The sequence below is a fragment of the Nocardiopsis alba genome (assembly GCF_000710955.1).
Taxonomy (GTDB): domain Bacteria; phylum Actinomycetota; class Actinomycetes; order Streptosporangiales; family Streptosporangiaceae; genus Nocardiopsis; species Nocardiopsis alba.
The window spans coordinates 1-26,622 of the sequence record NZ_BAZE01000016.1 but is presented as its reverse complement, the minus strand read 5'-3'; the positions used below and the strand labels follow the sequence as shown (position 1 = coordinate 26,622).

At 70.5% G+C, this 26,622-nt stretch carries 21 protein-coding genes, 1 pseudogene and 1 riboswitch; of the genes and pseudogenes, 12 read left to right on the top strand and 10 right to left on the bottom strand.

Going from position 1 to position 26,622, the window contains the following annotated elements:
- Positions 1 to 62: 62 nt before the first annotated feature.
- From TR33_RS23700 to TR33_RS23665, 8 genes and pseudogenes are all read left to right on the top strand, one after another.
- On the top strand, positions 63 to 1,361 hold the full coding sequence (locus TR33_RS23700) for an extracellular solute-binding protein (protein ID WP_042285633.1): 1,299 nt from the start codon (positions 63 to 65) through the stop codon (positions 1,359 to 1,361).
- A 104-nt stretch (positions 1,362 to 1,465) separates the two neighbouring features.
- Complete coding sequence (locus tag TR33_RS23695) at positions 1,466 to 2,335, top strand: carbohydrate ABC transporter permease (protein WP_014910452.1); 870 nt, start codon at positions 1,466 to 1,468, stop codon at positions 2,333 to 2,335.
- Positions 2,332 to 3,171 (top strand): carbohydrate ABC transporter permease, encoded by an 840-nt coding sequence (locus tag TR33_RS23690; protein ID WP_017535209.1) that lies wholly within the window; start codon positions 2,332 to 2,334, stop codon positions 3,169 to 3,171. The genes TR33_RS23695 and TR33_RS23690 overlap by 4 nt, the downstream gene beginning before the upstream one ends.
- Positions 3,172 to 3,176: 5 nt before the next feature.
- Positions 3,177 to 3,989 carry an IclR family transcriptional regulator gene (locus TR33_RS23685; RefSeq protein ID WP_017535210.1) on the top strand — a complete coding sequence of 271 codons (813 nt, stop codon included), beginning with the start codon at positions 3,177 to 3,179 and terminating at the stop codon, positions 3,987 to 3,989.
- 340 nt (positions 3,990 to 4,329) lie between these two features.
- On the top strand, positions 4,330 to 5,712 hold the full coding sequence (locus tag TR33_RS23680) for a glycoside hydrolase family 6 protein (RefSeq protein ID WP_017535211.1): 1,383 nt from the start codon (positions 4,330 to 4,332) through the stop codon (positions 5,710 to 5,712).
- Positions 5,713 to 5,791: 79 nt separating this feature from the next.
- Entirely contained in the window at positions 5,792 to 6,793 is a 1,002-nt protein-coding gene (locus tag TR33_RS23675) for a glycoside hydrolase family 5 protein (RefSeq protein ID WP_017535212.1), read from the top strand.
- An 85-nt stretch (positions 6,794 to 6,878) separates the two neighbouring features.
- A pseudogene (locus TR33_RS23670) lies at positions 6,879 to 7,538 on the top strand (lytic polysaccharide monooxygenase auxiliary activity family 9 protein); the annotation flags it as partial.
- Positions 7,539 to 7,614: 76 nt separating this feature from the next.
- Positions 7,615 to 8,283: a maleylpyruvate isomerase family mycothiol-dependent enzyme gene (locus TR33_RS23665; protein WP_041562037.1), complete on the top strand. Its 669-nt coding sequence runs from the start codon at positions 7,615 to 7,617 to the stop codon at positions 8,281 to 8,283.
- Between the two features lie 55 nt (positions 8,284 to 8,338).
- On the opposite strand, the gene TR33_RS23660 is transcribed toward TR33_RS23665, so the two are convergent.
- The 4 genes from TR33_RS23660 to TR33_RS23645 form a co-directional block, all read right to left on the bottom strand.
- Complete coding sequence (locus TR33_RS23660) at positions 8,339 to 9,400, bottom strand: FecCD family ABC transporter permease (protein ID WP_014910299.1); 1,062 nt, start codon at positions 9,398 to 9,400, stop codon at positions 8,339 to 8,341.
- Entirely contained in the window at positions 9,397 to 10,494 is a 1,098-nt protein-coding gene (locus tag TR33_RS23655) for a FecCD family ABC transporter permease (protein WP_042285628.1), read from the bottom strand. Before TR33_RS23655 ends, TR33_RS23660 begins: the two co-directional genes overlap by 4 nt.
- 6 nt (positions 10,495 to 10,500) lie before the next feature.
- Positions 10,501 to 11,547 (bottom strand): ABC transporter substrate-binding protein, encoded by a 1,047-nt coding sequence (locus tag TR33_RS23650; protein WP_017535216.1) that lies wholly within the window; start codon positions 11,545 to 11,547, stop codon positions 10,501 to 10,503.
- A gap of 25 nt (positions 11,548 to 11,572) precedes the next feature.
- Positions 11,573 to 11,753: riboswitch (cobalamin riboswitch) on the bottom strand.
- A 98-nt stretch (positions 11,754 to 11,851) separates the two neighbouring features.
- Entirely contained in the window at positions 11,852 to 12,445 is a 594-nt protein-coding gene (locus tag TR33_RS23645; protein ID WP_017535217.1) for a flavin reductase family protein, read from the bottom strand.
- Positions 12,446 to 12,495: 50 nt separating this feature from the next.
- On the opposite strand from TR33_RS23645, the gene TR33_RS23640 reads away from it, so the two are divergent.
- On the top strand, positions 12,496 to 13,458 hold the full coding sequence (locus tag TR33_RS23640) for a threonine ammonia-lyase (protein ID WP_042285625.1): 963 nt from the start codon (positions 12,496 to 12,498) through the stop codon (positions 13,456 to 13,458).
- Positions 13,459 to 13,516: 58 nt separating this feature from the next.
- Here the strand turns inward: TR33_RS23640 and TR33_RS23635 are convergent, their stop codons facing one another.
- The gene (locus TR33_RS23635) at positions 13,517 to 14,347 is read right to left on the bottom strand and encodes a sigma-70 family RNA polymerase sigma factor (protein WP_042285707.1); all 831 of its coding nucleotides are present in this window, start codon (positions 14,345 to 14,347) and stop codon (positions 13,517 to 13,519) included.
- A 366-nt stretch (positions 14,348 to 14,713) separates the two neighbouring features.
- Here TR33_RS23635 and TR33_RS23630 point away from each other — a divergent pair, with 366 nt between their 5' ends.
- From TR33_RS23630 to TR33_RS23620, 3 genes are all read left to right on the top strand, one after another.
- Complete coding sequence (locus TR33_RS23630; protein WP_042285623.1) at positions 14,714 to 16,804, top strand: catalase; 2,091 nt, start codon at positions 14,714 to 14,716, stop codon at positions 16,802 to 16,804.
- Positions 16,805 to 16,939: 135 nt separating this feature from the next.
- Positions 16,940 to 18,124: an alcohol dehydrogenase catalytic domain-containing protein gene (locus tag TR33_RS23625; protein WP_017535221.1), complete on the top strand. Its 1,185-nt coding sequence runs from the start codon at positions 16,940 to 16,942 to the stop codon at positions 18,122 to 18,124.
- A 39-nt stretch (positions 18,125 to 18,163) separates the two neighbouring features.
- Positions 18,164 to 19,972, top strand: coding sequence for a thiamine pyrophosphate-requiring protein (locus TR33_RS23620; protein ID WP_017535222.1), 1,809 nt, complete (start codon positions 18,164 to 18,166; stop codon positions 19,970 to 19,972).
- A 54-nt stretch (positions 19,973 to 20,026) separates the two neighbouring features.
- Here TR33_RS23620 and nrfD read toward each other — a convergent pair whose 3' ends face one another.
- The 5 genes from nrfD to TR33_RS23595 form a co-directional block, all read right to left on the bottom strand.
- Positions 20,027 to 21,094, bottom strand: a complete 1,068-nt coding sequence (gene nrfD, locus TR33_RS23615) for an NrfD/PsrC family molybdoenzyme membrane anchor subunit (RefSeq protein ID WP_042285621.1) — start codon at positions 21,092 to 21,094, stop codon at positions 20,027 to 20,029.
- Positions 21,091 to 21,975, bottom strand: coding sequence for a 4Fe-4S dicluster domain-containing protein (locus tag TR33_RS23610; RefSeq protein ID WP_014913288.1), 885 nt, complete (start codon positions 21,973 to 21,975; stop codon positions 21,091 to 21,093). Before TR33_RS23610 ends, nrfD begins: the two co-directional genes overlap by 4 nt.
- A gap of 3 nt (positions 21,976 to 21,978) precedes the next feature.
- Complete coding sequence (gene fdh / locus TR33_RS23605) at positions 21,979 to 25,227, bottom strand: formate dehydrogenase (RefSeq protein WP_026125122.1); 3,249 nt, start codon at positions 25,225 to 25,227, stop codon at positions 21,979 to 21,981.
- Positions 25,228 to 25,420: 193 nt separating this feature from the next.
- Positions 25,421 to 25,684 carry a PLDc N-terminal domain-containing protein gene (locus TR33_RS23600; RefSeq protein WP_014911446.1) on the bottom strand — a complete coding sequence of 88 codons (264 nt, stop codon included), beginning with the start codon at positions 25,682 to 25,684 and terminating at the stop codon, positions 25,421 to 25,423.
- Between the two features lie 299 nt (positions 25,685 to 25,983).
- Positions 25,984 to 26,622: IS30 family transposase (locus TR33_RS23595; protein ID WP_042285619.1), on the bottom strand; the 639-nt coding region annotated here is incomplete at its 5' end.

The window sequence follows — 26,622 nt, the reverse complement described above, 5'->3', positions numbered from 1 at the left end:
CTAGAGTCATCCCACCGATGAGTCGGTTACCGCTCTGCCCGCCTCCGACCTGGGGAGTCCCGATGCGACTCACAGCCCCCGCGCGCGCCTGCGCGCTCCTCGGACTCGCGGCCCTGATCACCGCCTGCGCACCACTACAGACCCCCGGCGCCGCCTCCGGCGTGGACGAGAGGGAGGGAACGCTCCGCGTCTGGTTGTTCTCCGAGGTCGACCAGGCCCCGAAGGAACGGGTCGTCGACGAGGCCGTCGCGGAGTTCGAGGCCGCGCACGACGGTGTCGACGTCCAGGTCCAGTACATCCCGGTGGAGACACGGGCCGAGCGCTTCCAAGGCGCCTTCCTCGACCCCGCCTCCGCCCCCGACGTCGCCGAGTACGGCAACACCGACCTGGCCGGCTACGTCGAGTCCGCCGGTTTCGCGGACATCACCGACGACCTGGCCGGCTGGGAGCCCTACGAGGACGTCTCCGAGGACGTCGCGGCAACGGCCCGGGTCGAAGGGGTCGACTACGGGGTGCCCTGGTTCCTCGGGGCCCGCGCCCTCTTCTACCGCACCGACGTTCTGGAGGAGCTCGACCTGGAGGTGCCCGGGACCCTGGAGGAGGTCGTGGAGACCGCGCGCGCGGTGCGCGAGCACGACCCGGCCATGCTCGGGATCTCCACCGGCGGCGCCTACACCTACGCGATGATGCCGTTCGTATGGGCGCACGGCGGCGACATCGCCGAGCTCCACGAGGGCACCTACACCGCCACCATCGACTCCGCCGAGTCCCGCCGGGGGCTGGAACTGTACGGGAGCATCCTCTCCGACGACGTCTGTCCGCCGCAGACCTGTTCGCAGATGACCGGGGACGCCTCCGTGCAGAACTTTCTCGCGGGCAACGCGGCCATGACCATCGGCGGCAACTTCAACCTCAACGCGCTGCACGACAGCGACGTCGCCGAGGACGCCGCCGTCGTCCCCCTTCCCGGGACCGAGCCCGGCACCGTCGCCCCGGCCTTCGCCGGAGGCAACAACCTCGGTGTCCTGGCCGGGACCGAACGCCGCACCCTCGCGGTGGAGTTCGTGAAACTGCTGGCGGGCAAGGAGTACCAGCTGAAGATGTACGAGGCCATGGGGAACCTCCCCGCCTACACCGACGTCCGTGAGGAGCTGGCCGCCTCCGACGAGGAGATCGCCCCGTTCGTCGAGACCATCGACGCCGGGACCCGCTTCGTGCCGATCACCGGCGCCTGGGCGACGGTGGACGCCGAGGGCGTCCTGCCCACCATGGTGCAGCGGGTGGCGGCCGGGAACGCGACGGTCGACCAGGCCGCCGAGGAGGCCGCCCGGGCCCTCGACGACGCGTTCGGGAGAGGGTGAGACCCGTGGACGTCAGACCCCCCGCCCCCGCCCCCACGTCCCCCGCGACACGACGCCCCACCGGCCGGCCCCCGGGTTCTCGCGGCCGCCGGATCGAACCCTGGATGTACCTGGTACCGGCCGCGCTGGTCCTGGGCGTCATGCTGGTCTATCCGCTCTACCAGCTGATCCTGGTCTCGTTCTTCGACTACCGGCAGCCCCAGGTCACCGGCGCCGAGCCGCTGGAGTTCGTCGGTTGGGCGAACTACCGCGCCCTGATGGCCGACGCGCAGTTCTGGGAGGTGCTGCTCAACACGATCGGCTTCGCCGCGGCCTGTGTGCTCGGCACCCTGGCCGTGGGCGGCACGCTGGCGGTCCTGGCCACCCGGCTCACCCCCTGGGTGCGTACCCTGCTCTTCCTGGCCGCGCTGGGGGCCTGGGCGACCCCCGCCGTCACCGGCAGCGCCGTGTGGCTGCACCTGTTCGATCCCACCCTGGGACCGGTGAACCAGGCCCTGACCTGGCTGGGCCTGGGCGACTTCTCCGGACACTCCTGGACCTACGACAAGTGGTCGGCGTTCGCGCTGGTCGGGGCCCAGGTGGTGTGGTGCTCGTTCCCGTTCGTGATGGTCACGCTCTACGCGGGGATCAAGGCCATCCCCGAAGAGGTGCTGGAGGCCGCCCGGTTGGACGGCGCCTCCACGTCCCGGATCGCCTGGTCGGTGATGCTGCCGATGCTGCGTCCGGCGGTCGCCATCGTCACCATCCAGTCCATCATCTGGGACTTCAAGATCTTCACCCAGATCTACATCATGACCGGGGGCGGCGGTATCGCCGGCCAGAACCTGGTCCTCAACGTGTACGCGTATCAGAAGGCGTTCGCCTCCGGGCAGTACGGCCTGGGCTCGGCGATCGGAGTGATCACCACCCTGCTCCTGTTGCTGATCACTCTCGTCTACCTGCGCGCTCTGCGCCGCCAAGGGGAGGAACTGTGACGCTCCGCAGGCTCGGGAGCGACGCCGCCGGGCTGCTGGTGGCCCTGGTCGTCGCCCTGCCGCTCTACTGGATGGTGCTCTCGGCGCTCAAACCGCGCGCGGCCCTGGAGGCCGGAGACCCCACCCCCTACACCCTGGAACCGACCCTGGAGTCGTTCCGTCGGGTGCTGCTCCTCGACGGGTTCGGGCAGTACCTGTTCAACAGTCTGCTGGTGGCGGTCGTGGTCGTCACCGTCTCCACCCTGTGCGCCTTCCTGGCGGCGGTGGCGCTCACGCGCTACCGGTTCCGGCTGCGGACGACCCTGCTGATCATGATCCTGACCGCGCAGATGGTGCCGGTCGAGGCGCTGACCATCCCGCTGTTCTTCCTCATGCGCACCCTGGGGTACGGACTTCCGGGGATCGGCCTCAACCAGCTGGGCTCGCTCATGCTCGTGCACACGGCGTTCGCCATCCCCCTGGCGGTCTGGATGCTGCGCAGCTTCGTCGCGGCGGTGCCCAAGGAGCTGGAGGAGGCGGCCTGGCTGGACGGCGCCGGCAGTCTCACCTTCGTCACCAGGGTGCTGTTCCCACTGGTCGCCCCCGGCGTGGTGGCGTGCAGTATCTTCTCGTTCATCATGACGTGGAACGACTTCCTGTTCGCCCGCACCTTCATCATCTCCGCGCAGGAGAACCAGACCCTGCCCATCGCCCTGCTCTCCCTGTTCAAGCCGGACGAGAACGACTGGGGCGGGATCATGGCGGGCTCGGTCCTGATGACCCTTCCCGTCCTGGTGTTCTTCCTGTTCGTGCAGCGCAGGCTCGCCAACGGCCTGGGCGGGGCGGTCAAGGGGTGAGAGCGGTGCCCGAACCCCGACGCAACTCCTCGGCGTCGCTGCGCCGGGCGCTGGCCGTGGTGGAGCGGGTCCGTTCCGCGCCGCCCGAACGCGGCGGTGTCGGTCTGACCGAGCTGGCGGAGGAACTGGGGGTGCACAAGAGCACCGTTCTGCGTCTTTCGGTGCCGCTGGTGGAGTACGGCCTGCTCACCCGTGATCCGCGCACCGGGCGGTTCCGGGTGGGGACGGCGGCCCTGTTGTTGTGGCAGTCCTACCTGGACCATCTGGATCTGCGTTCGGTGGCCTCTGAGCATCTGCGGGGTCTGATGCGCGCGACCGGCCACACCTGCCATCTGGTGCTGCTGGACGGTCACGACGTCGTCTACATCGACAAGGTGGAGAACACCGCCACCGTGCGCATGTCCTCGCGGATCGGGGCCCGGATGCCCGCCTACCGTACGGCGGTGGGGAGGGCGATCCTCGCGTTCGGTCCGGAGGACCTGGTGGCCGATGTGGTGGCGGCCGGTCTGCCGGCCGTCACCTCCAGGACGGTGACCGACCCCCGGGTCCTCGCCGAGGAGCTGCGGCGGGTGCGGGAGCGGGGCTACGCCATCGACGACCGGGAGAACGAGCCCGAGGTACGGTGCGTGGCCGCCCCGATCTTCGACCACAACCGTGACCCCGTGGCGGCGATCAGCGTCTCCTCCCTGGCCGGCAGGTTGCCGGTGGCCAGGGTGCGCCGTCTCGGGCCGGAGGTCGCGGCCGTGGCGGCGCGGGTGTCGGCCGAGTTGGGCGGGCGGGCACCGGGTCCCACGGACGGAGGACGCGGGGCCCGGTAGGCCGTCCGGCGCGGCGATCGTACCCGGTCACGTGACGGGGGCAGGGGCCTCCCCGGGCCGGGCGGAGACTTCGTGGAGTTTTCCTCTCATCACCCGTTGCAGCGGGATTTCAATGGTGTTAACTTTCTGGGAAGCGAATATGGGAGCGCTCCCGAATACGGGGCGCCCTCCGGTTCGCAGACCGGACCGCACCTCGACCGACCGGTGCACGACGGACCGGCGAGAGTCCCCACCCCGCCGAGTCCGCACACCGCGTCGCCCCTTCCGGTCCCTCGAGGACCCGTGCGACGCCCTTCGCAAGCTCACCCTCCTTGGCACCCCCCTACGCGAGGAAACGAAGATGAGCAGAACCAACGCACACCCGACCCGGCCGCGGCGCGCGCTCGCCGTGGCCTCCGCCCTCCTGCTGGGCGTGACCACCGCACTCACCGCCTCCGCCCCGGCGACCGCCGCCGACGAGCGGGTGGACAACCCGTACGTGGGCGCCGACGTCTACGTGAACCCGATCTGGTCCGCCAACGCCGCGGCCGAACCCGGTGGCGAGGCCGTCGCGGACCAGCCCACCGGCGTCTGGCTGGACCGGATCAGCGCCATCGAGGGCAACGACAGCCCCACCACCGGTGACATGGGTCTGCGCGACCACCTCGACGAGGCGGTCGCCCAAGCCGCCGGAGAGCCGCTGGTCTTCCAGCTGGTCGTCTACAACCTGCCGGGGCGCGACTGCGCCGCTCTGGCCTCCAACGGCGAGCTCGGCCCCGAGGAGATCGACCGCTACGAGTCGGAGTACATCGACCCGATCGCGGACATCCTGAGCGACTACGAGGACACCTCCCTGCGGATCGTCACCACGATCGAGCTCGACTCGCTGCCCAATCTGATTACCAATGTGTCCCCCCGCAACACCGCCACCCCCGAGTGCGACGTCATGCTGGCCAACGGCAACTACGTCAACGGCGTCGGCTACGCGCTGTCCCGGCTCGGCGCGATCGACAACGTCTACAACTACGTGGACGCCGGTCACCACGGCTGGATCGGCTGGGAGGACAACTTCGCCGCCTCCGCGGCGCTGTTCCACGAGGCCGCCAACGCCAACGGGGCCACCCCCGACGACGTGCACGGTTTCATCTCCAACACCGCCAACTACTCGGCCCTGAAGGAGGAGCACTTCGCGATCGGCGAGACCATCAACGGAACGCCGGTGCGCCAGTCCTCCTGGGTGGACTGGAACAACTACGTCGACGAGCTCTCCTTCGCCCAGGCCCTGCGCGTCGAGCTGGTCTCCCAGGGGTTCGACCCGGGGATCGGAATGCTCATCGACACCTCCCGCAACGGTTGGGGCGGCCCCGACAGGCCCGTCTCGGCCGGACCGACCACCGATGTCGACGCCTACGTCGACGGTGGCCGCTTCGACCGCCGCATCCAGTACGGGAACTGGTGCAACCAGGCCGGCGCCGGACTCGGCGAGCGGCCGACCACCGCACCCGAACCGGGGATCGACGCCTACGTGTGGATGAAGCCCCCGGGCGAGTCCGACGGCTCCAGCGCCGAGATCCCCAACGACGAGGGCAAGGGGTTCGACCGTATGTGCGACCCCACCTATGAGGGGAACCCCCGCAACAACCACAACATGAGCGGCGCCCTGCCCGACGCGCCCGTCTCCGGCCACTGGTTCTCCGCACAGTTCCAGGAGCTGCTGGCCAACGCGCACCCGCCCGTCCAGTAGGAGGCCCTCCCGGATCGGGCGCCCGCCGTCCCCCGGCGGCGGGCGCCCGGCAGGGCCGCCCCTTCCGAAGGGAGCCCTCGTGAAGCAACGCCCGATACCCGCCCTCGCCATGGCCCTCGCACTCGTGGCCGCTCCGTTCGCACACGCGGTCCCCGCCCACGCCGACAGCGGGTTCCGGGTCGACGACGGGCGCCTCGTCGACGCGGCGGGGAACGATTTCGTCATCCGCGGGGTCAGCCACCCGCACACCTGGTTCCCCCACGAGACCGGGGCCCTGGCCGACATCGGTTCGCTGGGAGCCAACACCGTCCGAGTGGTCCTCAGCAGCGGCGACCGCTGGCAGGAGAACGGCGCCGAAGAGGTCGCCGCGATCGTCGCCGACTGCAAGGAGAACCTGCTCATCTGCATGTTGGAGGTGCACGACACCACCGGCTATGGGGAGGATCCCGAGGCCGCGACGCTGGAGCAGGCCGTCGACCACTGGCTGCGGATCCAGGACGCGATCGAGGGAGAGGAGGAGCACGTCCTGGTCAACATCGCCAACGAGCCCTTCGGCAACGACGAGGCGACCAACGCCTCCTGGGCCTCCGAGACCTCGGAGGCGATCCGGCGCCTGCGCGCGGCCGGTTTCGACCACACCCTGGTCGTCGACGCCCCGAACTGGGGCCAGGACTGGACGCACACCATGCGCGACGGTGCCCAGGAGGTCTTCGACTCCGACCCCCACTCCAACACCGTGTTCTCCATCCATATGTACGGCGTCTACGAACAGGAGTCGGTGATCGTCGACTACCTGGAGTCCTTCACCGACCGCGGTCTGCCCCTCGTCATCGGTGAGTTCGGGTTCGACCACAGTGACGGCGATCCGGACGAGGACGCCATCATGCGCCACGCCGAACGGCTCGGTCTCGGGTACATCGGTTGGTCCTGGAGCGGGAACGGCGCCGAGGTCGCCTACCTGGACATGGTCGAGAACTTCGACGTCGACTCCCCGACCCCCTGGGGCGACCGGATCATCCACGGGCCCGACGGCATCGTGGAGACCTCGGTGCGGGCCCCCGTGTACGGCGCGGAGCGGTGACCCGAATCACGCGCGCGTACGTAAGAACCCCGGCCGCGTACCGTGCGCGGCCGGGCACCCCCCACGAACACAGGAGGAGAGACCTGTGCGATCACGCCAGACCCTTACCGCCACCATGGCGCTCGGAGGCCTGGTCGTCGGCTACGCCGTCGTCGCCGCGCCCAGCCCCGCCGAGGCCCACGGGGCCTTCACCTACCCCGCCTCCCGGACCTACGCCTGCTATGAGGACGCCATCGCCGGCGGGTCCGGGGGCGCCCTCCAGCCCATCAACGACGCCTGCGCCGACGCCCTCGACGAGGGCGGCGAGTACGCCTTCTGGAACTGGTTCGGCAACCTGATCGGCGACTCCGACGGACGGCACCGGGAGTTCGTGGCCGACGGAGAGCTGTGCGGTCCCACCGAACAGTTCTCGGCCTTCAACGCGGCCCGTACCGACTGGCCCTCCACCCCGTTGCGGCCGAACACGACGGTGGAGTTCCACCACAACGCGTGGGCGCCCCACCCGGGGACCTTCTACACCTACGTCACGGTGGACGACTGGGACCCGAGCGCCCCGTTGAACTGGGACGACCTGGAGCTGATCGACGAGGTCGTCGACCCCCCGCTGCGCAGCGGGGGAGTGGCGGGCGCCGAGTACTACTGGGACGTGGACCTCCCCGACCGGGAGGGACGCCACGTCGTCTACTCGGTCTGGGAACGCTCCGACAGCCCCGAGGCCTTCTACAACTGCTCCGACGTCGTCTTCGAGTGACGACCGGGGAGGCCGCTCCGAGCCACGGGGCGGCCTCCCCTCCCCTAACGCTGTTAGGTAAATTGATGTGATGGACACCCTTCGCATCTATCGGAACGGGCAGGAGCGCCTCGCCGCCCTGGCCGCAACCCTCGACGAGAGCGCGCGGACCACCCTCGTCCCGGCCTGCCCGGCCTGGGACGTGCGTCAGACCTACGCCCACATGGCGGGGCTCTGCGTCGAGGTGGTCCAGGGGCTCGTGACCCCTCCGACCCGGGACGAGGAGACCGCCCGTCAGGTCGCCGATCGAGCGGGCATGAGTCTCGACGAGATCGCCGCCGAGTGGACCGAGAACACCCCGGCCCTGCTCGAACTGGTCGGTTCCCAGAGCCGGAGGCGCTACGCCCTGCCGGCCCTGGACGTGTGGCACCACGAGAACGACATCCGGGGCGCCCTGGGGATGGGGCCCCGGACCGAGGACGCCGATCAGCTCGCCGACTTCGTCCTGGGCGGTCTCGCCCTGGCCTGGTCGTCCGACCTGCCCTCGGTGCGGGTCCGGGCCACCGACACGGACCGCACATGGTCGTTGGGGGAGGGCGCCGATCTCACCCTGGAGGCGACCGTCTTCGAACTGGCCCGCGCGGTGACCGGCCGACGTTCGCTCGCCCAGATCGGGGCGATGGACTGGAGCGGCGACCCCTCCGCCGTGGTGGGCCGGCTGCCCTCCCTGCCCGCCCCCGAGATCGACCTGGAGGTCTGACCGGTACCCGGGGACGACGTGCCGGAGAGGGGCCCGTGCCCCTCTCCGGCGACGTTCACCCGCCCCGCCCGGCCCGGTTCCGCCGGGTCAGCAGGTACAGCAGGTAGGGCGCGCCCAGGATCCCGGTGATCACCCCCACGGGCAGTTCGGCCCCGCCGAAGGCGGTCCGCGCGATCAGGTCCGAGCAGGCCACCAGCACGGCCCCGCAGACCATGGTGGGGAAGAGCCCCGCCGGACCCGCGCCGAGCAGGCGACGGACGATCTGCGGCGCCACCAGGGCGACGAACGAGACCGGACCGGCCACGGACGCGGCCATCGCCGCGAGCGCGGCGGAGGTGAACACCAGGGCGGCGCGGGCGACCTGGACACGGGAGCCCAACGCGGTCGCCATGTCGTCGCCGAGCTGGAGCAGGGCCAGCGACCGCGACAGCATGAAGGCGATGGGGGCCAGCAGAGCCAGGGCCGCCCAGATCGTGATCGCGTGCGGCCATTCCCGGTTGGCCAGACTGCCGGTGATCCAGACCATGGCGCGCTGGGCCGAGGAGAGTTCGGTCCTGGTCAACAGGTACGACGTCACCGAGCCCGCCATCGCCGAGAGCGCGATCCCCACCAGGATCATCCGGTTTCCGACGACCCCGCGCCGGTAGGAGAGCAGGTACAGCAGCGACACGGCGCAGACCGCACCGACCAGGGAGCCGACGGTCACCGTCAGGGTGGTGCCGCCGAAGACCACGATGGCCAGGACCGCCGCGGTCGTGGCCCCGGCGCTGACCCCGATGATGTCCGGGCTGACCAAGGGGTTGCGGGCGAGCCGTTGCAGTAGCGAACCCGAGAGCGCCAACGCCGCTCCCACACCCGTGGCCGTGAGCACCCGGGGCAGGCGCATCTCCACCACCACGTGCGTCACCATCGTCCCGGCCCGGCCGGTGAGCGCCTCGACGACCTCCCCGGCTCCCACGGTGAAGTCTCCGACGGTCAGCGAGAGCACCGTGACCGCCGCGGCGAGGCCGGTCAGGGCCCCGCCGAGCAGGATCGACGGCCAGGACACACGTACCGACAGGGAACCGCGGCGCAGTACCCCCGAGGAGGGGCCGCGCGAGAGGAGTGATCCGTTCACAGGCCCGCCACCCTTCGTCGACGCACCAGAACGATGAAGAAGGGGGCGCCGATGAGCGCGGTGACGATGCCGACCTGGAGCTCCTCCGGGCGGGCCACCACCCGACCGACCATGTCCGCGGTCAGCAGCAGGATCGGCGCCAGCACCGCCGACCAGGGCAGGACCCACCGGTGGTCGGGGCCCACGAGCAGACGCGCGATGTGCGGCACCGCGATCCCCACGAACCCGATCGGTCCGGCCACCGCCGTCGCCGTCCCGGCGAGGAGCACCACGGCCAGGGCGCTCACCGCGCGCACCGCCCACACCCGGGTGCCCAGGGAACGGGCCAGGTCGTCGCCGAGCGCCACCGCGTTCAGGGCGCGGGTCGAACCGAAGGCCAGGAGCATCCCCAGGAGCAGGAACGGAGCGGCCTGCCCCAGGACGGCGCCCATGCCCTCCGAACCGGAGAGCGAGCCCACCACCCAGAAGCGGTACTCCTCCAGGCTCGCCCGGTCGCTCAGCACCAGGGCCGAGGTGACCGAGCCCAGGAGCGCCGAGAGCGCCGCCCCGGCGAGGGTCAGCTTGATCGGGTCGGCCCCGCCGGAGCCCAGGGAACCCACCAGGTGGACCATGACGGCGGCCAGGGCGGCGCCGCCGAAGGCGAAGAGGACGTACACCGGCAGGGCGGAGATCCCGAGCACCCCGATGGCGACGACCGTGGCCAGGGAGGCGCCCGAGTTGATGCCGAGGATGCCCGGGTCGCCCAGAGGGTTGCGGGTGATCCCCTGGACCAGTACCCCGGACACGCCCAGGGCGGCGCCCACGGCCACCCCGGCGAGGGCGCGCGGCACCCGGAGATGCAGCACGACCAGGTCGGTGTCGCTGCCGGTGAAGTTCCAGTAGGCGGAGTACACCTCGGTCGGCGACAGGTACCGGTAACCGACCAGCACCGACGCCAGCAGGGTCACGGCGAGCGCCCCCACGGCCACCACCAGCCCGACGGCCCGGGCCCGGGGACTCCGGAGCAGGCCGGGGCCGCCGGGGTCGCTCCGGGGGCCCCGGAGCGGGAGGACCCGGGTGGGGGAGGGGGACGCGTCGGCCGTACGTTCGGCCACCGGGCCCTACCCGAACAGGTCGGGGTGGATGATCTCCGCGATCGTCGCCACGGCGGGCGCGCTGCGCACCCCGGCGGAACGGTCGGCGAAGGTGAACTCCCACACCTGGTCCTCGGTGACCGCGGTCAGGTTGGCCAGGGCCGGGTTGTCCATGATCCGCTCGATGTCGGGGGCGGAGTCGGCGGCGGTCATCTCGGCGTCGCAGCACACGTCGATCAGGATGTGGTCCGGATCGCGTTCGATGACGTCCTCGACGGAGACCTGGTGGTTACGGCGTCCGTCGAGGTCGGCGAAGGCGTTGACCCCTCCCGCCAGGTCGATGAGCTCGGTGGAGAAGTCGGGGCCGCCCGCCACGTGGAACCCCTGGTCGCCGGGGCGGCCGATCATCACCGTGGGGCGCTCGTCCTCGTCGACCCGACCCTCCAGGGTCTCGGTGACCCCGTCGACGGTGGCCCGCATCTCCGCGATGACCTCGTCGGCGCGCTCGCTCACGTCGAACAGCGTCCCCAGGTCCCGCAGGTCGGCGTAGACGTTGTCCATGGTCACGTCGGCCGGGTCGATGCTCTCGTCGCTGCGCCCGTCCTCGCTGGGACACAGGGGCGAGAAGATCCAGCTCTCCACGCCCAGTTCGCGCAGGGAGGCCCGGGTGCCCAGACTCTCGTCGGTGAACACGTCGGTGAAGCCGGACAGCACGAAGTCGGGTCTGGCGTCGAGCAGCTCCTCACGGCTGGGCAGGTTCGGGTAGTACTTCTGCTCGGCCTGGGCCTCGACGTAGTCGTCCAGGACCACGGCGTCCAGGAAGGCCGTGCCCACCAGACGGTCGCCGATACCGAGCGCGTGCGCCATCTCGATGGCGGGTTGGTAGGCGGCGAAGACCCGCTCCGGCGGAGCGTCGGCGGGGACGTCGACGTCGCAGTTGCGGAGGGTCTCCCCGGCGGCCTCCTCGGCGTCGGGGGAGATCGCCCCGCCGCAGGCGGTGAGGGCGGCCACCAGAACGAGGGCGAGACCGGAACGGACACGGCGGCGGAGAGCCCGCGCGTCACTGGGCTTCATCGAACAAACCATCCTTCGTGGTTTGATGACGCGGACGGTCGCAGCCGGTCTCCTGGCTCCCGGAGTCGGACTCTCGTCCAGCGCTCTCCGCCCTTCCCGGGCCGTGTTCGGCCCAGTGGCGTATGGGAGGCGCCCTCCGGTCACAGTGGCGAGGACCGCGCCGGAATCTCACCGGCTTCCCGTGCACTACGACGTCGACGACATGAACTTGTGTCGATATTCAGCGAACACCGTAGTACATGCCGTTCGCCCCACTCCCTCCGGATCCGTCGCGAAGGAGGGGGCGTTCGATGTCCTCGGTCCCTCAGGGCGTGTAGGGGATGCGGTCGATCCGACGCACCTCGCCCAGGGTGGACCATTCGTTGCGTCCCAATCGGGCCAGCGGCCGGAGCAGTTCGACGTCGGGATGGTCGCCGTCGAGGTACCCCTTGTCCACGGCGGCCCGCACGATACGGCCGAACACCACGGTGGAGTCGCCCAGGGTCAGGGTCGAGTGCAGCGCGCACTCCAGGGCCACGGGGGAGGAGGCCACCCGGGGAGGCCGGACCTCGACGCTCGGTTCGCGGGCGATGTCCAGCGCGTCGAACTCGCTCACGTCCGCCGGGTAACGGGTGCCGGTGGCGTTCACCCGGTCCTGGAGGGGTTCGGGGGCGAGGTTGACCACGAACTCGCGGGTCGCCTCGACGTTGGTCAGAGAGTCCTTGCGGCCCACCGAGGTGAACTGCACGATCGGCGGTTCGATACAGGAGATCGTGAAGAAGGAGTGCGGAGCCAGGTTGTCCACACCCTCCTCGGAGGTGGTGGAGACCCACGCGATCGGGCGCGGGACCACCACGGACGTCAGCAGTTTGTAGAATTCCCGGCCGGGGAGGTCGGCGGGTGTCCATTCGGTACGCATCGGGTCCGATTATCCCGTGTGCCGAGGGCCGCCATGGGCATACTCGCCGGATGGAACCGGTCACAGCACAGGATGTACACGACGCCGCCACCAGGATCCAAGGGCACGTGGTGCGCACCCCCCTGACGGTCGGCCCCGACACCGACCGCCCCTTCCTGGTCAAACCCGAGAGTCTGCAACCGACCGGGGCGTTCAAACTGCGCGGCGCCACCAACGCGTTGGCCCTGCTCGACGGGGATCGACGTGAACGCGGGGTCGTCACCCACTCTTCGGGCAATCATGGGCTGGCGCTCACCCTGGCGGCGGTACGCGAGGGGGTGGCCTGCACCGTGGTGGTCCCGGAGGGGGCGCCCGAGACCAAGGTGTACCGGATCCGTGCCCTGGGCGCCCGCGTGGTCGTGGTGCCTCCGGCGGAGCGGGAATCGGCGGTGGAGGACCTGGTCGCGAAGGATGGGGCGACCTTCGTCTCGCCCTTCGACGACCGTCGGGTGATCGCCGGGCAGGGGACCGTGGGATTGGAGATCCTGGAACAGTCCCCCGACGTCACCACGATCGTGGTCCCGGTCGGCGGTGGCGGGCTGGCCTCGGGGGTCGTCACGGCCGCGTGGACGGTGCATCCGCGCCGGGTCCGTGTCGTGGGGGTGGAACCGGAGCTGGCCGCCGACGCGGCCGAGAGCCTGCGGGAGGGGCGCCGGATCCCCTGGGAGCCCGAACGCACCTACCGGACCATGGCCGACGGCGTGCGCGTGTGCCTGTCCGACCTGACCTTCGCCCATCTGCGGGACCGGCTGGACGCGATCGTCACCGTGACCGAGGAGGAGATCGCCGAGGGGGTGCGGGCCCTGGCGCACGGATCCCGGCTGGTGGCCGAACCCAGCGGCGCGCTGTCGACGGCCGCCCTGCTGTCGGGGAAGGTCGAGACGATACCGGGACGGCCCGAGGCGACGGTCGCGGTGCTCTCCGGCGGCAACATCGACCCGGACCTGTTCGTCCGCCTGGTGGAACCGGACTGACCCGGAGCCCGGTCAACGGTCGTGCCGGTGGGGGCGGGTCCCCCCACCGGCACGGGCGCTAGTCGGGTCGGCGGCCCACGCCCAGCCTCGCGCGAAGTGTGCGCAGGGCGCCCGCGAGCAGGCGGGAGACCTGCATCTGGGAGCAGCCGATCTCCTCGGCGATCTGCGCCTGGGTCCACTCGTCGAAGTACCGACGTTTGAGGATCAGCCGCTCCCGGTGGGGCAGGCTCCGCAGCGCCGGACGGACGGCGGCGCGGTCCACGACCAGGTCGAGTTCGGGATCCTCCACCCCGAGGTACCGATCGAACGCGGTGGTCGGCCCCTCCTCCCTGGGGTCGGAGGCGTTCAACGAGACGGTGTTGTAGGCCTCCGACACCAGCCTGGCCTCTTCCAACTCCCGCTCGGTCAGCCCCATCTCGCGGGCGACCTCGGTGAGGGTGGGGGTACGGGACAGACGCTGCTCCATCTCGCGACGGACCCGGTTCATCTCGGTCCGCCGGGTGCGGGGGTCCCTGGGGGTGTGCACCGCCCAGGTGTGGTCTCGGAAGTGGCGTTTGATCTCCCCGATCACGGTCGGCGTGAGATAGCGGACGAATTCCCGGCCGCGTTCGGGCGAGTAGCCGCGGATCGCCTTGGCCAGCCCGACGTGGGCGGTCTGTCGCAGGTCCTCCACCCGCTCGCCGCGCCCCCGGTAACGGTGGGCGATGCGATTCAGGAGCGGCAGGTAGTGCCGTGTGATGCGCTCGCGCAGCCGTCCGACCAGAGGGTCCTCCGGCTCCAGCGACTTCAGTAGTGAGATCAGGTCCTCGGTGGAGGTGTCCTCCGGAGGCTCGCGACGGGGACCGGGCACCCGCCCGACGGGGGTGGTGGTCGCGGGGGAAGTCGGCATGGTGAACCTCCTGTCCATGGGACGCGGTCACGTCGGAGCGCCGCGAACACGGGCGTTTTTCGATGTGGAGAGGTCCGAGGCCGGGTGGGCCCGGACGGAAGGTGGCCCCCGGACGGGGCGGGAACGGCGGGCGTCGAGCGGTTCCGCGCCCGCGGGTATCCCCCTGGGGATGCCCGGGGCAGCACGCTGGGAAAACACGGGAACACGACCTTGACCCCGCTCTGTCAGGTATTGGCGCCCCATGGGGGAGAAGTGGACGGAGGGCGAGGAGTCGCCGCCCGGGACGTTTGCGGATCGCTCTCTCCGGTCAGGGCGGACCATGAGGCCCCCATCGTCCCGAGCATCGTCCGACAGGAGGGTTCGACCATGGCAGACGCCGAACGTGACGCCAAGGACCGGCAGCTCGACGCGGAGCGCACGGAGTCGCGAGGACCGCTGACCACCGAGACCGGGGTCAGGGTCGAGGACACCGACAACTCCCTGAGCGTCGGTGAGCGCGGACCGACGCTGCTGGAGGACTTCCACGCCCGGGAGAAGATCACCCACTTCGACCACGAACGCATCCCCGAGAGGGTGGTCCACGCAAGGGGAGCGGGCGCCTACGGACACTTCACGCCCTACGAGGACCTGTCCGACCTCACCGCCGCGCACTTCCTGAGCGGCCCCGACGTCACCACCCCGGTCTTCGTCCGCTTCTCCACGGTGGCCGGTTCACGCGGCTCGGCCGACACGGTGCGCGACGTACGCGGTTTCGCGGTCAAGTTCTACACCGAACAGGGCAACTACGACCTGGTCGGCAACAACATGCCGGTCTTCTTCATCCAGGACGGGATCAAGTTCCCCGACTTCGTGCACGCGGTCAAACCCGAACCGCACAACGAGATCCCCCAGGCGCAATCGGCTCACGACACCCTGTGGGACTTCGTGGGGCTGCAACCGGAGACCACCCACATGATCATGTGGCTGATGTCGGACCGGGCGATCCCGCGCAGCTACCGCACCATGCAGGGCTTCGGCGTGCACACCTTCCGATTCGTCGACGAGCGGGGGCGGGGCACCTTCGTCAAGTTCCACTGGAGGCCGATCCTGGGGACCCACTCTCTGGTGTGGGACGAGGCCCAGCGCATCCAGGGCAAGGACCCCGACTACAACCGCCGCGACCTGTGGGAGGCCATCGAACGCGGCCAGTACCCCGAATGGGAACTGGGGGTGCAGCTGGTGCCCGAGGAGAACGAGCACGACTTCTCGTTCGACCTGCTGGACGCCACGAAGATCATCCCCGAGGAGCAGGTGCCCGTACGGCCCATCGGTCGGATGGTCCTGAACCGCAACCCGGACAACTTCTTCGCCGAGACCGAGCAGATCGCCTTCCACACCGCCAACGTGGTCCCGGGGATCGACTTCACCAACGATCCCCTGCTCCAGGCCCGCAACTTCTCCTACCTGGACACGCAGCTGCTGCGGCTGGGCGGCTCCAACTTCCAGCAGATCCCCGTCAATCGACCGGTGGCCCGGGTCGACAACAATCAGCGTGACGGCTTCGCCCAGCACCGCGTGCACCGGGGCGGGACCTCCTACTACCCGAACTCGCTGGGCGGCGGCTGCCCGGCCCTGGCCGACGAGAACGTGTACCACCACTACACGGAGAAGGTCGAGGGGAACAAGATCCGCCGCCGGGCGGAGAGCTTCAAGGACCACTACTCCCAGGCCCGGCTGTTCCTCAACAGCCTCGCCGACTGGGAGAGGGAGCACCTGGTGGCGGCCTTCCGCTTCGAACTGGGCAAGTGCGAGGAGCTCTCGATCCGGCAGCGGGTGGTGGCCAACCTGGTGGAGGTGGACCACGGGCTCGCCGTCGCCGTCGCCGAGGGGATCGGGGTGGAACCGCCCGAGGATCCAGGGACGCGAGGGCACGAGAACTCCTCGCCCGCGCTCAGCCAGGCGAACACGGCCTTCGGCGACCTGACCGGCCGCCAGGTGGCGGTGCTCTTGAGCGATGGGGTGGACGGCGACGCCGTCGAGGCGATCAGGGACGCCCTCGTGGCGAAGGGCGCGGTGGTCGAACTCCTCGCGCGCGCCGACGGATCCGTGCGGACCCGGGACGGAGGAGACCTGGCGCTGGACCGTTCCTACACGACCGTCTCCTCGGTCCTGTACGACGCGGTGGCGATCCCCGGCGGCGCGGACTCGGTCGACGCCCTGGAGGAGGACGGGGAGGCCCGGCATTTCGTGCTGGAGGCCTATAAGCACAACAAGACGATCGCGGCCCTCGGCCAGGGGACGGCGCTGCTCACGGGCACGGGGGTGTCCGGTCAGCTGGCCACCCCGCCGTTGGAGACGGTGACCCACGAAGGGGTGGTGCGCTCGCCCGCGGTGGACACGGAGTTCATCGAGGAGTTCGCGCGACTCATCGGGCTGCACCGTCACTGGGAGCGGCCCACGGGCGCCGTCTCGGCCTGACACGTCACGGCGACGGTCTCACGCGAGGGGGCCGTCGCCCACGGACCATCGAGGAAGAGGGAGAGAGGGCCCCGCCCGGTTCGGGGGCCGGGCGGGGCGCCCCTCGTTCAGGGACCTTCGAGACCAGGGGGAAGCATGCGCGCGGTGGTGTGGAACGGTACACGCGACGTCAGGACCGAGACGGTCCCCGACCCTCGGATCGAACGGCTCGACGACGCCGTCATCCGGGTCACCTCCTCCGGGCTGTGCGGCTCCGACCTGCACCTGTACGAGGTGCTCGGGCCGTTCATGAACGCCGGGGACGTCCTCGGACACGAGCCCATGGGCGTGGTCGAGGAGGTGGGGCCCGACGCCACGGGCCTGGCGCCCGGACAGCGGGTCGTCGTCCCCTTCCAGATCTCCTGCGGCCACTGTCCGATGTGCGAGACCGGGTTCCAGACCCAGTGCGACAACACGCGGGTGGAGAGCCAGGGCATGGGGGCGAGCATCTACGGCTACAGCGCCCTCTACGGCTCGGTGCCCGGGGCGCAGGCGGAGTACCTGCGGGTGCCGCGGGCGAAGGACAACGTGATCCCGGTCCCCTCCCAAGGGCCGGACGACCGCTATGTGTACCTGTCGGACGTACTTCCCACAGCCTGGCAGGGGGTCGAGTACGCGGACATCCCCGAAGGGGGCACCGTGGCGGTCCTGGGGTTGGGGCCGATCGGGGAGATGGCGTGCCGGGTGGCGCTGCACCGTGGAGCGGATCGCGTCTTCGGGGTCGATCCGGTCCCGGAACGACGTGCGCGCGCGGCGGCGCGCGGCGTCGAGGTGTTCGATCTGCCGAGCGATACCGACGAGCTCGTCGAGCAGATCCGGGAGCGCACCGACGGCCGGGGTCCGGACTCGGTCATCGACGCCGTCGGTATGGAGGCTCAGGGGCACGGAACGGCGCGGCTGGCCCAGCGCGCGGTCTCCTGGATGCCCAAGGGAGCGGCGGCCAAGCTGATGGAGACGGCGGGGGTGGACCGTCTGGCGGCCTTCCAGATCGCCATCGACCTGGTCCGTCGGGGCGGGACCATCTCCCTGTCCGGCGTCTACGGGGGCATGACCGATCCGCTCCCCATGCTCACGCTCTTCGACAAACAGATCCGGCTACGGATGGGGCAGGCCAACGTCCGCCACTGGGCTCCGGACATCCTTCCGCTACTGGACGAACAGGACGTGCTGGGGGTGGAGGACTTCGCCACCCACCACCTGTCCCTGGAGGAGGCTCCGGAGGCCTACCGGAACTTCCAGGAGAAGCGGGACGGAACCTTCAAGGTGCTCTTCCGGCCCTGAGCGACCGGGCGGGAGGAGCCGATACGGAAGGAACGGAACATGACGCGGAACGTCGCCGACCATCTACTGCGCCGACTGTCCCAATGGGGCGTCACCGAGATCTTCGGCTACCCCGGGGACAGCGTCAACGGGCTGGTCGCTCAACTGGCCGAGATCGAGGACGGGCCGAGGTTCGTCCAGAGCAGGCACGAGGAGATGGCCGCCTTCGAAGCGGTCGGCAGGGCCGTGTTCGGCGACCGGCCCGGGGTGTGCATGGCCACCGGAGGTCCGGGCGCGGTCCATCTGCTCAACGGCCTCTACGATGCCAAGCTCGACCACGTGCCGGTGGTGGCGATCATCGGCCAGGCCTCCCGGAGCGCCGTCGGCGGCGCCTACCAGCAGGAGATCGACCTGCACAGTCTCTTCAAGGACGTCTCGTCGGCGTTCCTGGAGACGGTCAACGTGCCGCAGCAGCTGCCCAACGTGCTGGACCGAGCCATGCGCGCGGCCCTGTCCGAACGGGCGCCGGCCACCGTGATCATCCCCGCCGACGTGCAGGAACTCGATTACGAGCCGCCCGAGCACGCCTTCAAGCACGTGCCCTCCAGCGCCCCGGACCGGGTGGTCGGCCCCGGAAGCGTGCTGCCGCCCGAGAGCGAGCTCGACCGCGCGGCCGAGGTGATCGACGCGGGGGAGCGGGTGGCGATCCTGGTGGGGCAGGGGGCCCGAGGCGCGGCCCCCGAGGTGCTGGCCCTGGCGGACGCCACCGGGGCCGGTATCGCCAAGGCGCTCCTGGGCAAGGACGTGCTCCCCGACACCCTGTCCCAGGTGACCGGCGCGGTCGGCCTGTTGGGGACCCGGCCCTCGTGGGAGCTCATGCGCGACTGCGACACGCTCCTCATCGTGGGCTCCAACATGCCCTACACCCAGTTCCTGCCTCCGTTCGGGCGTCGCGCGGTGGAGATCGACATCGATCCGCGTCTCATCGGCATGCGCTATCCGACCGAGGTCAACCTGGTGGGAGACGCCAAGAGCACGTTGCGCGCGCTCCTGGAACGGCTGGACCCGCCCGACGACCGGCACGGCCGTCGGGAGCGGTGGCGTTCCACGATCGAACGGAACGTGCGGCGATGGAGATCGGTCCTGGACGCCCAGGCGGAGGTCTCGGCCGCCCCCGTCAACCCGATGCTCGCCGTCCGCGAGCTCTCACGGCGGTTGCCCGAGGACGCCGTGGTCACCGCGGACTCGGGTTCGGTCACCAACTGGTACGCCCGCTTCCTGGACATGGGGGAGGACAACCGGGGGTCGCTCTCGGGCACCCTGGCCACGATGGGGTGCGCGGTGCCGTACGCGATCGGAGCCAAGTTCGCGGCGCCCACCCGCCCGGTGATCGCGCTCGTGGGCGACGGCGCGATGCAGATGAACGGGCTCATGGAACTGTTGACCGCCCGCCGCTACCAGGAGCTGTGGGACGATCCGAGGCTGGTGGTGTGCGTGCTGCACAACAACGACCTCAACCAGGTCACCTGGGAGTTGCGCGCGATGGGCGGCTCTCCCAAGACGCCCTACTCGCAGGACCTGCCCGACATGTCGTACGCGGCCTTCGCCGAGTCCGTGGGGCTGGTGGGGATCACGGTGGAACGGCCCGACGAGGTCGGTCCCGCCTGGGACCGGGCGCTGGAGGCGCAGGGGCCGGTGGTCATCGACGTGCACTGTGACGGGAACGTGCCGCCGATCCCGCCCCAGGCCGAGTGGGAACAGGTCTCCGACACCGTGAAGGCGCTCCTGTCGGGAGACCCCGAGGCCAGGGGCGTGGCCGCCCGCGGGCTGGCCACCAAGCTCCAGGAGTTCCTTCCCCACGGTCGTTAGGGGATCGAACGGACACCGCCCCCGCGCCCTTCTCGAAGGACGCGGGGGCGGACCTCATCCGGAGGTGCCCGCTCCGACCGGTTCGCGGGCCTCCTCGGCCGCGCGCTCCTCCAACCGGCGCCGCTGCGGGACCACGGTGTACTTGGGATCGGCCGCCGACTGCACCCCCGCCTGGAAGATCCCCGCCCTGGTCAGGGCCGATCCCGCCACCAGCGCGGCACCGCTCAGGGCCGACACCGCGCGGCTCCGACGCCCCAGGACCGCGCCGACCGCCCCCGCCAGGGAGAGCGCCTTGGCGGCCCGGGTCAGCGCCCCGGCGCGGCCGCGCTCGTAGGGTTCGCCGGCCAAGCCCATACGGCGCTCCATGAACGTGGACGTCGCGACCTCGCCCAAGGCGCCGCAGACCGCGGCCCGACGGGCGGGGCCGCTCTGTTCGATCGGGGCGGCCACCAGCCCCATACCGCCGGCGGCGGCCGCCGCCGAGGAGGCGAACACGAAGGGCATCTGCCGATACCCCTCGTGCCAGGCGGGCACCGCGGTGTCGCAGATGAGCGGCGCCGTGTAGGTGGCCACCAGAGGACCGGTCAGACCGGCGCCGATCGTGGCGGCACTCCCCAGCCGGGGGAACCATCCGGTGGCCTCGGTCACCGCCGCGGCTCCGGCCAGGGGGCCGTAGCACATCAGGATCCACGTGCCCATGCTCATCGGCGAGGTCGGTTTGAACACCCGCAGCATGTTGAGGAACCGTTCGGGACGTCCCAGGTCGTGGATGAGCGCCGCAGTCGACCCGGAGATCGCGGCCAGCGCGGTGTACTTGAGCGGACGCGCCAGGGCCGGGCGGCCCGTGAGCTGCGCCCCCGCCGCCAGCACGGACGAGGCCCCGGCCAGACCGCCCAGGAACAGGTAGCCGCCGATGTCGCGGGCCTCCCACACGATCTGGTTGAGCACCGGACGGCCGTGATAGGAGCGGAACTCCGCGTCGGGTACGCGGGTCTCCTCGCCCCGACGCCGTCGCCCCCGACGGCCGCCGCGCCGTCCTTCGGGGAGCGCGTCGACGGATCCGGTGATCGCCTCGTGCCCCGCCTCGCCCGCGCCCTCGCCGGTACGGTCCGGATTGCTCATGAACGCCTCCCCGCGAACGCGACGGCCGCGCCCGCCAACAGCACCGCCGCGGCCGCGCCGGCGTGCCGCCACATCGACGGCAGGTCCCTCGTGGTCACCACCGGGTCCGGCGGCAGACCGTACACCTCGGGCTCGTCCAGGAGCAGGAAGAACGCCCCCGCGCCGCCCACGCCGTCCTCGGGATCCTCCCCGTACAGCCGGGCCGAGGACACTCCCGCCTCGTGTAGGTCCTCCACACGGCGCTTCGCCCGCTCGCGCAACTCGTCCACGTCGCCGAACTGGATGGAGTCGGTGGGGCAGGCCTTGGCACAGGCCGGTTCGAGGCCGTCGCCGATCCGGTCGTAGCACAGGGTGCACTTCCAGGCCCGCCCGTCGACCTCGCGGCGGTCGATCACCCCGTAAGGGCAGGCCGGAACGCAGTAGCCGCACCCGTTGCAGATGTCGTCCTGCACCACCACGGTGTCGAACTCGGTCCGAAAGAGCGCGCCGGTGGGGCATACGTCCAGACAGGCGGCGTGCGTGCAGTGCTTGCACACGTCCGAGGACATCAACCAGCGGAAGTCGCCCTGCCCGCCGCCCTCGCCCGCCCCCGGCGGCTCGAAGGCCGGCATGCCCAGGTCCACCGGGCCGGCCGTGCCCTCGGGTCGCCCCACCCCGGAGTCCTGATGCCCCAACGGGGCGCGCTGCTCGATGAAGGCCACGTGACGCCAGGTGTCGGCGCTCAGGCGCCCACTGTTGTCGAAGGAGGAGGCCAGGAAGTCGAGCCCGTCCTCGGGCACGGAGTTCCACTCCTTGCAGGCCACCTCGCAGGCCTTGCAGCCGATGCACACGCTGGTGTCGGTGAAGAACCCCTTGCGCGGCGGCCGTTCGTCCGTCGTCATCGCTCAGCCCTCCGTTCCGGTCCGCTCGGTGACCCCGGCCCTGCGCCGGTACTCCTCGACCAGAGCGACCCGATCCGGGCCCCTCGGTCGTCGTCCGGGCCGGATGTCGGCGGTCAGTGCCTTGACCTCCTGGATGTGCACGTTCGGGTCCAGCGCGATGGACATCAGCTCGTTGGCGGCGTCACCGGTCGAGTAGCCGTTGGGCCCCCAGTGGTAGGGCATGCCGATCTGGTGCACGGTCCTGCCCTGGATGCGCAGCGGCCGCATGCGGTCGGTGACCAGGACCCGGGCCTCGATGGCGTTGCGCGCCGTGACGATGGTGGCCCACCCTCCGTGCTCTAGCTCCCGCTCCTCGGCCAGCTCCGGGCCGACCTCGCAGAAGAACTCCGGCTGGAGTTCGGCCAGGTACGGGGTCCAACGGCTCATACCGCCCGCGGTGAAGTGCTCGGTCAACCGGTAGGTGGTCACCACGTACGGGTACACCAGCGCCCCGGGCGTGTTCGGCGCAGGGTGGTAGCGGTTGAGCTCGTGCGGGTAGAGCAGTCTGGTGGGGTTGCTCCTGCGCCCGTACAGCGGGTTGTCGAACGGTGTGTCCTGCGGCTCGTAGTGCGTGGGCATCGGACCGTCGTTGAGCCCGGCCGGGGCGAACAGCCACCCCTTGCCGTCGGCCTGCATGATGAACGGGTCCACCCCACTGAGCGCCTCCACGCCCCGGGCCTCCTCGGAGGGCCGGTGGCCGGGTGCCTTGTCCGGTTCGAAGTCGGCCACGTCGTAGCCGGTCCAGCGTCCGCTGTCCTCGTCCCACCAGATCAGCGCCTTGCGGTCGCTCCAGGGTCGTCCCTCGGGATCGGCGGAGGCCCGGTTGTACAGGATCCGGCGGTTGTCCGGCCAGGACCAGGCCCACTCGGCGGCGATCCAGTCCTGTTCGTTCCCGGGTCTCTTGCGCGCGGCCTGGTTGACCCCGTCCCGGAAGACCCCGCAGTAGATCCAGCAGCCGCAGCTCGTGGAGCCGTCGTCCTTCAACCGGGTGTAGCCGCTCAGCGGGCGCCCGTCGGCGTCGTGGCCGTTGATCTCGCGCAGGATCGCCTCGGCGCTGGGCTCGTCGCCCTCCTCCAAGGGATAGTCCCAGGTCAGATCGAGGACCGGCCGGTCCTTGGGGTCCTCGGAGTCGGCCAGCCGGCCACGGATCAGCAGCCCCAGGTGGTACATGAACCACAGGTCACTGCGCCGGTCCCCGGAGGGGAGCACCGCGCGGTCGTGCCACTGGAGCGTGCGGTTGGTGTTGGTGAAGGTGCCGGACTTCTCGGTGTGCGCGGCGGCCGGAAAGAAGAACACCTCCGTTCCGATGTCCTCGGTGCGCATCTCCCCGGACTCGATCTCCGGTCCGTCCTTCCACCAGGTGGCGCTCTCGATGAGGGAGAAGTCGCGTACCACCAGCCAGTCCAGGTTCGCCATCCCGAAGCGCTGGGCCCGACTGTTGGCCGAACCCACGGCGGGGTTCTCCCCCATGAGGAAGTACCCCTTGCAGGCGCCCTCGATCTGCGCCATGACGGTGTCGTAGGTGCTGTGGGAGCCGGTCAGCCGGGGCAGGTGGCCGAAACAGAAGTCGTTCTCGGCGGTGGCGTGCTCGCCCCACCAGGCCTTGAGCAGACTGACGGTGTAGGACTTCATGCCCGCCCAGAAACCCTTGTGCGGGTAGCCGGCCGCGCTGATGTAGTCGTCGAGGGTCTCCTCCTCGTAGGCGTGCGGCATGGGCAGATAGCCGGGCAACAGGTCGAACAGGGTCGGCACGTCGCTGGAACCCTGGATGCTGGCATGGCCGCGCAGGGCCTGGATCCCGCCTCCGGGCCTGCCGATGTTGCCCAGAAGCAGTTGGAGGATGGAGGCGGTGCGGATGTACTGGGAGCCGACGGTGTGCTGGGTCCAGCCCACCGCGTAGCAGAAGGCGCTGGTGCGGTCGGGGCCGGAGTTCTCCGTGAGGTGCTCGCACACCCGCAGGAACACGTCCCGGGGGATGCCGCACACCTCCTCCACCATCTCCGGGGTGTAGCGGGAGTAGTGGCGTTTGAGGATCTGGAAGACGCAGCGCGGGTCGGTGAGGGTACGGTCCTGGCGGGCCCCCTCGTGCAGGACGGCCCCGCCGGATCCGTGCTGTTCGGGCCGGCCCGCGTGGCCGACGGCGGGTTCGTCCCCCTCCCAGACGTGATGGGAGCGGTCGCCGGCCGCGGCCGCCACCCGCACGTTCTCGTACCCCCAGGAGGAGACGTCGTAGGAGCGGTCCTTCTCGGAGAATCCGGAGAAGACCCCGTCCAGGTCCTCGGTGTCCCGGAAGTCCTCCTCGATGATGGTCGCCGCGTTGGTGTACTCCAGCACGTAGTCGTGGAAGTACTTCTCCTCGGTGAGGACGTGGTTGATGATCGCGCCGAGGAAGGCGATGTCGGTACCGGCCCGAATGGGCACGTGCAGGTCGGCCAGGGCGCTGGTACGGCTGAAGCGCGGGTCGACGTGGATGACCACCGCCCCGCGCGCCTTGGCCTCCATCACCCACTGGAACCCCACCGGGTGCGCCTCGGCGAAGTTGGAGCCCTCGATCACGATGCAGTCGGAGTTCTGGAGATCCTGGAGGAACATGGTCGCCCCGCCCCGACCGAAGGAGGTCCCCAGGCCCGCCACCGTGGAGCTGTGGCACACCCGCGCCTGGTTCTCCACCTGGACCACGCCCAGGGCGGTGAGGAGCTTCTTGATGAGGTAGTTCTCCTCGTTGTCGAGGGTCGCGCCGCCCAGGGAGGCCAGGCCGAGGGTGCGGGCCACACGCCGACCGGCGTACTCCTCCTCCCAGGTCTCCTCGCGGGTGCGCAGGACCCGGTCGGCCACCATGTCCATGGCGGTCTCCAGGTCCAGTTCCTCCCAGTCGGTGCCGTGGGGCGGGCGGTACAGGACCCGGTCCCGGCGGGCCGGGCCCGTGGTCAGCTGGAGGCTCGCCGACCCCTTGGGGCACAGCCGACCCCGACTGATGGGGGAGTCGGGGTCCCCCTCGATCTGGATCACCTTCTCGTCGCGGACGTAGACGTTCTGCCCGCAGCCCACCGCGCAGTAGGGACAGACCGACTTCACCACCCGGTCGGCGTCCGCGATACGAGGGCGTTTTCGTTCGGTCTCCTCCGACCTGACGGCCGCCCCCCGGCCCGTTCTGTCCTCACCGGTGGCCTGACGCAACACCGGCCACGAAGCGAGCCACGTCCACACACTCATGGAACACCCCCCGGACCCGCGCGGGCCCTCGATGTGTTCGCACCCCGATCGGATCAGGGCACGGATCTCCACCGTGCGTCAGAAAGGGGAGCTTTGCACGGGAAAACGCCGAGCGGCGGTCGGCCGATCCTCGTGGATCGTCCCGACCGCCGCTCGTTCGGCGTGCCGTGCCCCCGCTCAGGGGAGGGGGAGGTCAGCGGTAGTAGGCGGGGCGGCTCCGGCTCCGACTGCGGCCGATGAGGAACCACAGGAGCGCGCCGATCACCGGTGCGAGGATGACCAGGATCAGCCAGACGATCTTCATGCCCCCGTCCAGCTGAGAGAAGAGGATGCTGAAGACCGCGGCGACGACCAGTCCGACCACCGCGAGGAAGCCCAGGACCACCAGAGCGCCCAGCACGATGGCGATCAGGGTCTCGTCGGTGGCGCCGCTCAGCATGTTCACGACCGTCGTCATGTTCGGGGTCCTTCTCCGTTCGATCGGCGGTCCGTATCTCGGCCGCCGGGTACGTGGACCACGTTAGGTTCGCGTCACCCTCCGCCACATCCGCCTGCGGGACCCCATGCGCGCACTCCTTCGAAGGCGGCCGGGCGGGCGGGCGCGTCTCCATGGTCGAGGGGAGGGGCCGACTTTCGTCGATGCCCTTCGGCTGAGCTGGGAGAACGCTCCAGGTCGCGGGAGGTGGGGTCGGGTCGTCCGAATGGACGACCCCCTGGGCCGAAGGCGGATTCTAGGAGTCGTCGCAACACGTGAGGTCAGTTGCTCGCCGAGAGCAGCTTAGCCAGACGCTCGGCTGGGGTTTCCCAGCCGAGCGTTTTGCGTGGGCGGGAGTTGAGCTCGGCGGCCACCGCGTCCAGGTCCTCGCGGGAGTGGGCCGCCAGGTCCGTGCCCTTGGGGAAGTACTGGCGCAGCAGGCCGTTGGTGTTCTCGTTGGAGCCACGCTGCCAAGGGCTGGCCGGGTCGCAGAAATAGACCGGGATGTCGGTCGCGGTGGTGAACTCCGCGTGGCGGGCCATCTCCGAGCCCTGGTCCCAGGTCAGCGACCTGCGCAACTGAGCGGGCAGGTCGCTCACGACCTGGACCAGAGCGTCGCGGAACTGCTCGGGATGATAGCCCCGGGGCAGGTGGACCAGGGTGACGAACCTGGTGGAGCGCTCCACCAGGGTGCCGATCGCGGACTTGTGGGCCTTGCCGATGATCAGGTCCCCTTCCCAATGGCCGGGCACCGCCCGGTCGGCGGCCTCGGGCGGGCGCTCGCTGATCATCACCATCGGTGCGGTGAACCTCTTCTGGCGCCGGGTGGACTGGCGTTGGGGCCGGCGCATCGTGCGTCCGGTGCGCAGCAGCTTGGCCAGGTCGCGGCGCAGTTGGCCGCGGCCCTGGATGTAGAGGGC